10 protein-coding genes are annotated in these 12,734 nt (G+C 39.8%); 6 read left to right on the forward strand and 4 right to left on the reverse strand.

Translation table 11 applies throughout. The annotated features are described in order from the left end of the window. Positions 1-4 precede the first annotated feature (4 nt). On the reverse strand, positions 5-1,270 hold the full coding sequence (locus AC2IP4_RS02060; RefSeq protein WP_130046224.1) for a GntP family permease: 1,266 nt from the start codon (positions 1,268-1,270) through the stop codon (positions 5-7). A 126-nt stretch (positions 1,271-1,396) separates the two neighbouring features. After that, entirely contained in the window at positions 1,397-2,542 is a 1,146-nt protein-coding gene (locus tag AC2IP4_RS02065) for a sugar diacid recognition domain-containing protein (protein ID WP_486306745.1), read from the reverse strand. A gap of 133 nt (positions 2,543-2,675) precedes the next feature. On the opposite strand from AC2IP4_RS02065, the gene AC2IP4_RS02070 reads away from it, so the two are divergent. From AC2IP4_RS02070 to AC2IP4_RS02095, 6 genes are all read left to right on the forward strand, one after another. Then, on the forward strand, positions 2,676-3,044 hold the full coding sequence (locus AC2IP4_RS02070) for a YacL family protein (RefSeq protein WP_375321196.1): 369 nt from the start codon (positions 2,676-2,678) through the stop codon (positions 3,042-3,044). 167 nt (positions 3,045-3,211) lie between these two features. After that, positions 3,212-3,550 carry a P-II family nitrogen regulator gene (gene glnK, locus AC2IP4_RS02075; protein WP_375321195.1) on the forward strand — a complete coding sequence of 113 codons (339 nt, stop codon included), beginning with the start codon at positions 3,212-3,214 and terminating at the stop codon, positions 3,548-3,550. A 17-nt stretch (positions 3,551-3,567) separates the two neighbouring features. Beyond that, positions 3,568-4,797 (forward strand): ammonium transporter, encoded by a 1,230-nt coding sequence (locus AC2IP4_RS02080; protein ID WP_486306743.1) that lies wholly within the window; start codon positions 3,568-3,570, stop codon positions 4,795-4,797. Positions 4,798-4,969: 172 nt separating this feature from the next. After that, complete coding sequence (locus AC2IP4_RS02085; protein ID WP_375321193.1) at positions 4,970-5,983, forward strand: Fe(3+) ABC transporter substrate-binding protein; 1,014 nt, start codon at positions 4,970-4,972, stop codon at positions 5,981-5,983. Between the two features lie 67 nt (positions 5,984-6,050). Then, positions 6,051-7,682 carry an ABC transporter permease gene (locus tag AC2IP4_RS02090; protein ID WP_486310507.1) on the forward strand — a complete coding sequence of 544 codons (1,632 nt, stop codon included), beginning with the start codon at positions 6,051-6,053 and terminating at the stop codon, positions 7,680-7,682. Continuing rightward, on the forward strand, positions 7,682-8,722 hold the full coding sequence (locus AC2IP4_RS02095; RefSeq protein ID WP_375321191.1) for an ABC transporter ATP-binding protein: 1,041 nt from the start codon (positions 7,682-7,684) through the stop codon (positions 8,720-8,722). Before AC2IP4_RS02090 ends, AC2IP4_RS02095 begins: the two co-directional genes overlap by 1 nt. 91 nt (positions 8,723-8,813) lie before the next feature. Here AC2IP4_RS02095 and AC2IP4_RS02100 read toward each other — a convergent pair whose 3' ends face one another. Both AC2IP4_RS02100 and AC2IP4_RS02105 read right to left on the reverse strand, forming a co-directional pair. Next, positions 8,814-10,226, reverse strand: a complete 1,413-nt coding sequence (locus tag AC2IP4_RS02100) for a phosphoglucomutase/phosphomannomutase family protein (RefSeq protein ID WP_130046217.1) — start codon at positions 10,224-10,226, stop codon at positions 8,814-8,816. A 79-nt stretch (positions 10,227-10,305) separates the two neighbouring features. Further along, the gene (locus AC2IP4_RS02105; RefSeq protein ID WP_486310508.1) at positions 10,306-12,711 is read right to left on the reverse strand and encodes a glycoside hydrolase family 94 protein; all 2,406 of its coding nucleotides are present in this window, start codon (positions 12,709-12,711) and stop codon (positions 10,306-10,308) included. Positions 12,712-12,734 lie beyond the last annotated feature (23 nt).

Below are 12,734 nucleotides of genomic sequence, written 5' to 3' on the forward strand. Positions count from 1 at the left end.
CTTATTAAACAAATAAACCGAAAACACCAAAAATAAGAGTAGAAACAGTTGCGATCATAAGACCTACTGCTGATTCATATGGGATAAGTTTTAAACGCTCTTTCATGTCCATGTGAACTGCGCCACCTGTTGCATGAAAGAAGCTGCCGTGTGGCATGTGATCTAATACTGTCGCACCTGCGTGGATCATTGCAGCACCAGCAAGAGCGGGAACACCAAGCTCTAAAATAGTATGACTAAAGACACTGGCTGCAACTGCTGTACCTGCGGTCGTTGATGCCGTCGCGAGTGACATCATTGCGCCTGAAATTGGTGCTAATAAATAAGAAGGAAGACCCGAGGCGGTTAATACATCAATCAGCCCTGATTTAAGTCCAGAGTTCGCAATAATACCTGCAAGAGTACCTGTACCAAGTAGCATTACCGCAACTGGAGCCATACGAGAAAGGCCTGATACAGCAAAGTGATTGGTGTCTCTAAAGCGTCCCATAGCAACGGCACCTAACAAGCCGCCAAGTGGAAGTGCAATGAGTGGGTCAACGTTAATTCCAGCGATAGGACGTAAAGCAAGAAGGCTAATAGCAACAAGAGGAGCGACGATTGAAGTAACGAAACTTGGTAAACGAGAGTGATCAACTGCTACGACTTCGTGCTCTTGAACTTTGCTGCCTTTGTTAACTAATTTCTTAGCGATGAAGTAAGCGAAAACTAAGCCGAATAAACCAGGGATCACTCCTGCCGCCATTACTGAAGTTAAAGGAACATTAAATGCGTCAGCTGCTGCAATGGCGTTTGGATTCGGTGACATAACGTTACCCGCTTTACCACCACCAACCATAGCTAATAGAATCGCCATTTTGGAAAGATCAGCACGACGAGCAATGGCCAGTGCAATAGGAGCCACAGTGATAACAGCAACATCAACAAAAACCCCAACGGCGGTTAAGATCATTGTTGCTACCGCTAAAGCCAGTAAAGCTCGAGTTTCCCCGACTTTCTTTACAATGGTTTCAGCAATAGAGGTTGCGGCACCAGATTCGATTAGAACACCAGCAAGAACACCAGCAGCTAGAATACGAAGCACAGCAGTAACAATACCTTGAGCGCCACCGATCATTAAGTTAACGGTATCTGTAAGTGATACACCACCAATAACACCACCGATTAAAGCACCAATGATCATGCCATAAGCTGGTGGTACTTTTTTCAAAATGAGTGTTATTGCAACGGTTAAGGCGGCGAGTGCACCTAAAGTCGATACTTCGATCATATTAACGTTCCATTTAATAATTAAGATGTCAGTAATCTATCTTTAAGTGTGGAAATAAGCTTTAGACGAATGAACAAATTTTATCGCTGGGGTGTACTTTTGATTGTGCAATTGCACAAATGTGTATTATTTATAACTTGATAACGTCGCTAAATATAAATAAGTGCGATCATTTATCTTATTGATATCTAAGCCGGTTTCGTGCTGTATTTTGTCTATTCGGTAACGAAGTGTATTTCGATGAATATGTAGTGCATTGCAGGTTTGAGCTGAATCACAATTATGATTAAAAAAAGTGCGTAATGTTTTTAGTAAACTTCCTTTTGTATCAACAGTTAATAGCTTTTGTAGTGGCAACATTAATTGTTTTGAACGCCACGTATCACTACGCAAGCCATCAATAAGAACCGGTAATACGTTATCTTGATAAAATAGAATGCGACTTTTAGAATTTGCAGTATTCATTGTCGCTTTCGCAGTCATATAAGATTGTGCAATTCCTTCTAAGTTAGGGAAGTAATCACCAAGCGCTATTTTTATTGTGAATTTTTCATCATGGGAGATCCGTTGGAAAAGTTGACGAATACGTTTTTCTTCATGACTTCTATTCCACCCTGATTCAGTTAATGTGATTGGTTTTAAAACGACGACTTCATTTAAAGTTACAGAGCTTATCGCAACCAAATTATCTCTTTCAGGAAATTCAAGTAAGTGGACTAATTTTTGTAAATGAGTGAGAGATAGGTTTTCCCCATTAAATGAATCGACTTTAATGATGGTCGCAATTCGAGGTTGATTAAGATCGAGTTCTAATCGTTCTGCAATCGAATACAATTGCTGAGTATTGAGATCTGAGGGTTGGATAAGTTGCAGTACTAATTCTTCTTTGTGTCGTTTACTCCACTGTATTTCTGTCATTAGCGCTGCTTGCTCAATAATCAGCTCTGCAGTCATTTTTACTAACTCACCGTATTGCTGAATATCAACAGGTTTTCCTGAAATACCAACGACCCCAATTACATTATTCTGAAAAATAATAGGAAGGTTGATCCCAGCTTTTACCCCTCGTAATTGTTGGGCTGTCGCATGATCTATTTCCACAATCCTATTTTCATTAATCGCTAAAATTGCACCTTCATGACGGCAGTTAAGACGAGATGGATCGCCAGAACCAATAATGACACCATATTCATCCATGACATTTACGGAATGTTTAATGATTTTCATTGAGCGTTCAACAATCTGTTTCGCTATTACGGTAGTTAACTGCATTATATTGTCTCTGTTTATCGTAGGTGGTTTGCTATAAAAATAGTAGCGATGGGATTATACTTAAGGAAAATAGCTCGGCATTGTCTTTGATTAAAAACGTGTGAGCTAATACCAGTTAATCGTAGGATATCCGATGGATTACGAATTTAAGAAAAATACACTTGATGGTACTTACCACGCCAACTTCTCTATGGGTCATGAAGCGATGGGGCGGTGGCTCGTTGAGGATGTAGCAAAAGGCACTGAATTATTAGCTGAGTTGTATCAACAAATTACAGCAATAAAAAACACACAAGATGAATGGAGATACTCAGGAAAAGTAATGACACTGATCTTGACAGATCAAGAAGTTATTGTGCAAGAAAATGCGTTATTTGAACATTCAGAAGAGGAATTCGAAGAAGACATTCGTATGTATGATGATGAATGTATTTCAGTATGTGGGTTAGAGGACTTTGAAACGATGCTCCAAAGCTGGGAAGCATTCATTCGACGTTTTTAATTCGCATTATAATTGCTCATTATTCGGGAAAGGCTGCACTAAATAAGTGCACCCTTTTTTTTTTTGAAATTAATTTCTCATCAAGTTATTGATTATTAATTATTTTAAAAGTTGGCACATGAATTGGATTGTTAATTATAAGTTACAAATAATTCAAGGATTGAAGCATGAAAATAATTAATGCCATTATAAAACCGTTTAAATTAGAGGATGTACGTGAAGCACTCGCTGATGCGGGAGTAGATGGAATGACGGTATCGGAAGTCAAAGGATTTGGTCGTCAAAAAGGTCACACTGAATTGTACCGAGGTGCAGAATATCAAGTCGATTTCTTGCCAAAAGTAAAATTAGAAATTGCAGTCCAAGCTGATCGTGTTGATAGCATTATTGAAGCGATAACCAAGGCGGCTCATACCGGAAAAATTGGTGACGGTAAGATTTTTGTTTATGACCTTCAGCAAGCGGTACGTATTCGTACTGGCGAAACTGACACTGAAGCACTTTAAGGATAGAGGACAATATTATGGAACTTTCAACAACAGTATCAGAACTGCGTTACGCCCTAGATACTTTTTTCTTCTTAATGTCAGGTGCTTTGGTTATGTGGATGGCAGCGGGTTTTGCCATGCTAGAGGCCGGTTTAGTTCGTTCAAAAAATACGACAGAAATTTTAACTAAGAACCTGTGCCTATATGCGATAGCTTGCACCACGTATTTAGTTGTCGGCTATAACATCATGTATGTCGATAATACGGCGGGTGGAATCATACCTTCTATTGGCGCTTTAATTGGAACTCAATCAGAAGGGGCAGATCATTCACTAGAGTCTGACTTTTTTTTCCAAGTCGTTTTCGTTGCTACCGCAATGTCGGTCGTATCAGGTGCAGTAGCTGAACGTATGAAACTTTGGTCTTTCCTTGTGTTCTCTGCCATTTTAACTGCCTTTATTTATCCAATGGAAGGGTATTGGACGTGGGGTGGTGGTTTCTTATCTGAAGCAGGGTTTAGTGATTTTGCTGGTTCTGGTATTGTTCATATGGCTGGTGCTTCGGCCGCATTAGCTGGCGTACTATTACTTGGTGCTCGTAAAGGTAAGTACGGTAAGAAAGGTCAAATTTATCCAATTCCAGGTTCTAATATGCCACTGGCAACATTAGGTACCTTTATTTTATGGTTTGGTTGGTTCGGATTTAACGGAGGTTCTCAATTAATGATTTCAGATTTTGAGAATGCAACCGCAGTTGGTCAAATCTTTTTGAATACCAATGCCGCCGCAGCAGCTGGTGCAATCACAGCGTTATTTGTGTGTAAAACGACATGGGGTAAAGCGGATTTAACCATGGTTCTTAATGGGGCATTAGCTGGTTTAGTTGCTATAACTGCGGATCCTTTATCACCATCACCTTTAGCGGCTGTAAGCATTGGTGCGCTTGCTGGTGGGATAGTTGTCTTTAGTATTGTTGCTTTTGATAAAATTAAGATTGATGATCCGGTTGGTGCAATTTCAGTTCATGGCGTATGTGGATTATTTGGTTTGATGGTTGTTCCACTTAATAATCCTGATGCAACTTTTGGGGCTCAATTGTTTGGAGCTGTGGTTATCTTTGCTTGGGTATTTGGATCGAGTCTTGTTGTTTGGTCAATATTAAAAACAACTATGGGAATTAGAGTTACAGAAGATGAAGAACTTGAAGGAATGGATGTCCATGATTGTGGTATTGATGCTTATCCAGAGTTCGTTAGTGTAAAATAAAAGAGTACGTAAATAATTTGTTACATATTTTAAGCCTTAATGCCTTGGTATTGAGGCTTTTCTCTATAAAAAAATGGCTGAGATCATTGTCATTTTTAGATTGATTCGTATAATAGCGATATTGATAAGTATTCTTATTACCATTTGTAACTAGAGATTTTAAAGGAATATCATGAAAAAGTTATTATCAGTTTCTGCACTAATCGCAGGTATGTTTGCACCAAGTGTTATGGCTGCTGAAGAAGTTAATGTTTACTCTTACCGTCAACCTTTCTTAGTTGAGCCAATGTTTAAAGAGTTTACCAAAGAGACTGGTATTAAAGTTAACGTGAAATTTGCTAAAAAAGGTTTGGCTGAAAAGCTAGCTCAAGAAGGTGAATTAAGCCCTGCTGATGTTATCTTAACAACGGATATTAGTCGTCTTGCTGAGTTAACAAATAAAAATCTAGTTCAACCAGTAGATAGCAAAACGATTGATGCTAACGTTCCTGCTCAATACCGTGATTCTGATGATGAGTGGTTCGCACTAACTCTACGTGCTCGTAACGTATATTCATCTCGTGACCGTGTTGGTAAGTTAGGCGCTGATTTTGATTATGCTGATTTAGCAAACCCAGAGTGGAAAGGTAAAATTTGTACTCGTAGCGGTAAGCACCCTTACAATGTTTCTCTTGTATCATCTATGATCGCTCATCATGGTGAAGCTGAAACAAAAACATGGTTAGAAGGCGTAAAAGATAATCTTGCTCGTAAGCCACAAGGTAATGACCGTGCACAAGTTAAAGCAATTAAAGAAGGTCTTTGTGATGTCGCTTTAGGTAACAGTTACTACCTAGGTAAAATGGTTAATGATCCTAAGCAAGTTGCATGGGCTGAGTCTGTATACATTAACTTCCCTAACCAAAACACTGATGGTACTCACGTAAATATTAGTGGTATGGCAATGGCTAAATACGCACCTAATAAAGGCAATGCCTTGAAATTAATGGAGTTTTTAACGGGTGATGTTGCACAAGGTATGTACGCTGAAGTGAACTACGAATACCCAGTAAAATCTGGTGTTAAGCGTTCTGAGTTAGTTGCATCTTGGGGTGATTTCAAAGCAGATACGCTATCTTTAGATGCGATTGCAGATAACCACACTAAAGCGATTAAACTTTTAGATGAAGTTAAATTTGATCTTTAATTTGATATTTACTATTGGTGAGGTAACAATACCTCACCATCTTAAAAAGAGCCTTGCAGTTTAGGCAATGAAAGAAAAATTATTATTCTGGAAAACCAGTAGTTGGAGTTTATCTCTACTACTGGTTTTGCCGATCTTAGCGATCCTATATACCGCACTAGGTAATACAGATGATATCTTTACTCATCTGTTTAATACCGTATTACCAACCTATACGCTGAATACGGTGTTATTAGTCTTTGGTGCGATGTTCTTTTCCTTAATTTTAGGGGGCCCTTCTGCATGGTTTATGGCCATGTGTCGTATACCTTCCTCGTCAGTTTTACAATGGGCTTTAGTTCTTCCTTTGGCTATGCCAGCTTATATTGTGGGATATATCTATACCGATTGGCTTGATTTTGCAGGACCAATCCAAGTATTACTCCGCGATATCACTGGATGGCAATCTTACGGTGATTATTGGTTCCCAGATATTCGAACCTTAACTGGTGCCATTCTTGTAATGTCTTTGGTGCTATACCCATATGTATATTTACTTGCTCGTGCTGCATTTATGGAGCAAAACATCAGTTTGCTACAGTCGGCGCGATTATTAAAATGTACTCCTTGGGAGAGCTTTAAACGCATATCGCTACCTCTAGCAAGACCTTCTATTGCGGTTGCTTTATCTTTAGTTGCGATGGAAGCGTTAGGGGATTTTGGTACGGTTAGCTATTTTGCAGTAAATACATTAACGACGGCGGTTTATGATACGTGGTTAGGTTATTCGAATTTGAATGCCGCAGCTAAAGTGTCAGCGTTTATGTTGATGGGTATTTTATTGTTGATCAGTGGTGAGCGTTATAGCCGTCGTAAACAAAAAATTTTCCAAGAGAAGTTTAATACCAACGAAGAGTTTCAATATGAACTTCATGGCTGGAAAAAGTGGGGCGCATTCACTTGGTGCTGGGGATTAGTATCGATTGCTTTTACTTTTCCGCTATTACAGTTAATTAATTACTCTTTTCATTATTTTGAAGAGAGTTGGACGGCAGAGTTTCAAGAGTATGCCGTCAATAGTTTATATGTCTCATCTATTGCGGCGTTCATTGCGGTAATTATTGCCATCGTGGTTAATTTTTTACACCGTCTGCAACCTAGCAGTAAGTGGAGCGTGCTCCCGATGCGCTTAGCATCACTTGGTTATGCGGTTCCCGGAACAGTGCTAGCGATTGGTGTAATGTTACCTATGATTGGTTTGGATCATTTAGTTAATGATATTTCAAAGCAATTAGGCTTTGGAATGGTTGGCTTAATTTTCTCGGGTTCAATCTTTGCGTTAATCTTTGCTTCAGTGACGCGTTTCTCTGCGGTCGCCATTGGGTCGATTGAAAGTAACTTAAATAAAATTCCACCGTCACTAGATATGGCATCACGCACTTTAGGCTGTGGAACATGGTCTATGTTGCGTCGAGTGCATTTTCCATTAATACGTCGTGGGTGTTTAATTGCTGGTTTGTTAGTGTTTATAGAAACAATGAAAGAGTTAAATGCAGCATTGCTATTGCGCCCATTTAACTTTGAAACTCTCGCAACGTATGTATTTAATTTTGCTTCTGATGAGCAATTAGAGATTGCAGCAATGCCTGCGGTATTATTGGTATTGGTTGGATTGATCCCATTGATCATTGTTAACCGTTCTTTGGAGCAACAGCATTAATGAATTCTGCATTATCTATATCTAATTTAACCTGTCGCTATCATGATCAGGATATTTTATCTCAGCTCTCTTTAGATGTTGAATCGGGTGAAATTGTTTGTTTGCTAGGTGCGAGTGGCTGCGGAAAAACCACTCTTCTAAAAGCGATTGCAGGTCTCTTGCCTCTGTCTGAAGGTGAGATGAACCTTAATGGTAAAGTGATTACTGATAATAATACTTGGTTACCGCCAGAGCAGCGAAATATAGGTATGATCTTTCAAGATTATGCGTTGTTTCCACATCTTACGGTAAGTGAAAATATCGGATTTGGCTTAAAAAAATGGGAAAAGCAGCGAGCAATAGATAAAGTAGAATCTATGCTTCATCTTGTGCACTTAAGTGGCTTTGGTGATCGTTATCCTCATCAACTATCGGGTGGTCAGCAGCAGCGTGTCGCGATTGCAAGAGCACTCGCAAGTGAACCTGATCTTCTGTTATTAGATGAACCATTTTCTAATATCGATACACAGGTTCGTCACGATCTAATCAAAGAGATCCGCCGTATCTTTAAAGCGCAAGGTGTAACGGCTATTTTCGTTACTCATAGCCGTGAAGAAGCATTCGCTTTCTCTGATAAATTGGCAGTAATGAACCATGGTGTGATTGAGCAATTTGGCAGTGCTAATGATTTGTATTATTCCCCAAACAGCCGTTTTGTTGCTGATTTCTTAGGTGGTGGTTCTTATGTTTCAGGGACTATCCAGCAAGATGGAAATATTGATAGTGCGGTTGGTTTGATCTCTTGTGGTCGCAGTACTGAAGATACAAATAAAAAAGCCGATGTTTTACTTCGCCCACAAAACATTACGTTATATAGAGACGCATCAGGCAGTGCTATTGTTAAAGAGTTACAGTTTATGGGTGATACGTGTCGATATGTGATTGAAGATGATGAGACGCAATTGATTGGTGTTTCTAATGATTCTTTATCTAATGGTGAGAAGGTGAGAGTTGAAATTAAACCTCATTGCCCAATTGTATTTCTTCAAGAAAATAATTAAACCTTGAGATAAAAAGAACCCAGCTAATCGACTCAAGTATTAGCTGGGTTAAGTCTTTAGAGACGTATTTTTATTAAAAATACGCAGGAAACTAAAGAGAAAGGAAAGCTTTCATTTGATTCAGTACTTTTTCTGCTGTTAGTTGGTCTTCCATTTCAGCAAAAATTCTTAGCAATGGCTCTGTTCCTGAGAAGCGAGCAATCACCCAACCACCATTTTTGAAATAGACTTTCGCACCATCTTCATAGCTTACTTTTTCTATTTCATATTCAAATTCAGGCAGTTGTTTTTCAATATAAATTTTATTGTACAGTGCTTCTTTTTCACTTGATTTAAAAGTACAGTCGCCTTCGGCTGTGTAGGCATAACCATATTTAGCATAAATTTCATCAAGCATTTCAGATAGTTTCTTTCCTGTTACACTGATCATTTCAACTAATAAACTTGAAGCGAATACGCCATCTTTACCTTTAATATGACCACGAATAGTTAAGCCACCCGAGCTTTCACCACCAAGTAAAGAGTCATCTGCTTCCATTTGTGAACTAATATGCTTAAAGCCTACCGGAACCTCAAAGCTCTTTTCACCGTGATCCGCGGCAACTTTATCTAATAAGTGAGTGGTCGCGATATTACGCACAACAGAGCCTTTCCAGCCTTTGTACTCAAGTAGGTAATAATAAAGTAGCAATAGCACTTCATTTGGGTGAATAAAATTACCTTTTTCATCAATGATACCTAGACGGTCAGCATCACCATCGGTACCAATACCAATGTCATAACCATCATGAGCAACTAAGTGTTTTAAACGATAAAGTGTTGCTGCATTTGGAGATGGCATTAAACCGCCAAAAGAAGGGTTTTCACCATCATTGATAACGTCAACATCACAACGAGCACTAATTAATACGGTCTGTAGGGCATTTTTTGCTACACCAAACATAGGATCGATCAGTACACGTAAATTCGCTTTTTTAATGGCTTCCATATCGATAAAGTTAACGATGGAATCAACGAATGCGTTCATTGGATTGATGATTTCAATGCAACCATCATTTAATGCATCTTCAAAATCGACACTGCTGACATCTTGCTGCGTCAAATGAGCAATTTGTTGCTCAATTTTTTGAGTGATTATTTCATCAGCATCGCGGCCGCCTTCAATGAAGACTTTAACGCCGTTGTAATCAGCAGGGTTGTGAGAGGCTGTAATACAAGCCGAGTAAATACACCCCATCTCTTTTGCTTGAAACATAACAATCGGGGTTGGAACGAATCGGTCAATAAAACTGACTTTAATGCCATTTGCTGCGACAACTTCAGCAAACCATTTACCTGCTTTATCTGAAAGAAAGCGACGGTCATAACCGATAACAAAGCCTTTTTCTTGCGCTTGTTCATTGATCATAATATTAGATAGGGCTTGAGCAACAAGGCGAACATTGTCTTTAGTGAATTCTTCACCAATGAAAGCACGCCATCCGCCAGTACCAAATTGAATCATTGTAAATTCCTTTTAGAGCAAGGAGCTTGCAATAAGCTCCTTACTTTTATCATTTAAATTAAGCGTTAATTAAACGTACTTAACCCATGATTACGATAACGTCGTTCACACTGCCTTCTGCTTGAACAGGGACTGCGCCATTAACTTCTTCGCCATTAATCGTGATAGATTGAACGCCTTTACTTACTGAGTTAGGGTTCTTAACTTGAATGTTGTATGTCGCACCACGCCATTGACGAGTCACCGAGAACTCAGGCCAATCTGTTGGAATACAAGGATCAATCGTTAACCCTTCAAATCCAGCACGTACACCAAGAATAAAGTTAGTTACTGCGAAGTAAGCCCAACCAGAAGTACCTGTTAACCAAGGGTGGTTAGCTCGGCCATGATCTTGATGATCTTTACCCATAATAAATTGTACGTATGAGTATGGTTCTGCAACACGCTTTTCAATCATGTCATTTTGGTTGTATGGGTTTAGTGCGTCGTAGAATTTCATTGCACGGTCGCCACGACCCAGTTTCGCTTCTGCTACCCAAGCCCATGGATTTGGATGGGAGAAGATTGCACCATTTTCTTTTACGCCTTGGTAAACACGAGTAACAAAACCGATATCATCGTTTGGTGTTGCGAATGAAGGCGAATTTAGGTGTAAACCGTATTTAGAGAATAAGTTCTCATCAACCGCATCCATCGCTTTCTCACCGCGCTCTTGAGATACAGCACCAGATAAAACCGCTAAGGTGTTTGATTCAAGGTGAACACGGCCTTCAGTTTGCTGTGCTGTACCAATTTTGTCGCCATCTTTGGTTAGACCACGAATGTACCAACCGCCTTCTTCATCCCAAAGATGAGTTTCACACGCTTCGCGTACATTAGCTGCCATTTCCGAGTATTTAGTTACATCAGCGTCATTATTACGGAATTTTGCTAAATCTAGGAATTCTTCTAATGCCCAGAAATGTAAGAATGAAACCATTGATGATTCACCACCACCCAAGTTCAGGCAGTCATTCCAGTCAGCACGTAAACCTTTACAAATACCAGTACGACCAACGTATTCTGCAGAGAAATCTAACGCCGCTTTCATGTGCTCATAAACAGTAGCGTTACCGCCATCAGCGTATGGGATCACTTCGTCGAAGAAAGAGTGTTCGCCAGTTTCCATTACATATTTGATGATCGTCGGAACGATCCATAAATGGTCATCAGAGCACGTATCTTCAATGCCGTGGATCTTATCGTCATCCGATGGAGTAGGAACAACGGTTGGTGATTTTGATGGTTTCACGTCTGCTTTTGCAGGATCGAACCAGTCAGGATCAAATAGGTGTAGACCGTAACCCGCTTTAACTTGGCCACGTAATAAGTCTACGATACGTTTGCGAGTCATTTCAGGGTTTGCATGAGGTACAGAGATCGCATCTTGAGCGGTATCACGGTAACCAAGACCCGTACGTCCGCCTACTTCGATGAATGAAGCAAAACGAGACCAAACCACACAGGTTTCAGCTTGATACAGTGTCCAAGTGTTGATCATTGTATCCAAACCTTCGTTTGGTGATTTAACTTGGAACTTATCGCAACGCTCGCTCCAGTGATCTTTAATCTCTTGGAAAGCGGCATCAACATTAGCAACGTCTTGGTATTTTTGACGTAGACGCTCACCGTTGCCTTTGCCTAGACCAAGTACGTAAGCAAAACGAACTTCTTCACCCGGTTGAATAGTAAATTGCTTATGAAGCGAACCACAGTGGTTGTAACAGGTTTGTGCTGAGTTAGAGCATTGACCTTTTTCAACCGCAATTGGGTTTGCTTCGTCACGGTATGCGCCTAAGAAGCTGTCACGTTGTCCGTCGTATGAGTCAGGATCAAACGTAGATGCTAAGTAGTAGAAACCTTCAAAATCATTGGTGTTGTAGTAAAGATCGTATTCGATCACACCTTCATTGTAAGAGGTACCTGCAGAGTACAATGACATTTGGTGGTTTTGGTTATCTGATTGGATATGGCTGAATGAGAATTCAACAAAAGAGAATGCAGAGATAACACGAGGCTTATCGCTAGTATTCTTAATAACCACATCCCACACTTCAGCGTCTTCACCTTTTGGAACAAATAAGGTTTTAGTCGCTTCAATGCCGTTGTAATCACATTTGAATTTAGAGTAAGACAGGCCGTGACGAACTTCGTAGCTTGCTTCATCTAAGCTTTTTGCTACAGGTTGCCATGAGATTGACCAGTAATCGCCAGTTTCATCATCACGAAGGTAAACATAATGTCCAGGGCGATCAAATGTGCCGTTTGGACGGAATTTAGTAACACGATTATACTCAGGAGAGTTATAAAAAGAGTAACCGCCAGCATTGTGAGAAATAACCGTACAGAATTTCTCTGTACCTAAATAGTTAGTCCATGGTGCTGGTACGTCAGGGCGAGTGATTACATATTCACGGTTATCGTTATCAAAAAAGCCGTATTTCATTGTTTTATCCTTAACTAAAATAC

The sequence above is a fragment of the Aliivibrio thorii genome, assembly GCF_057368585.1.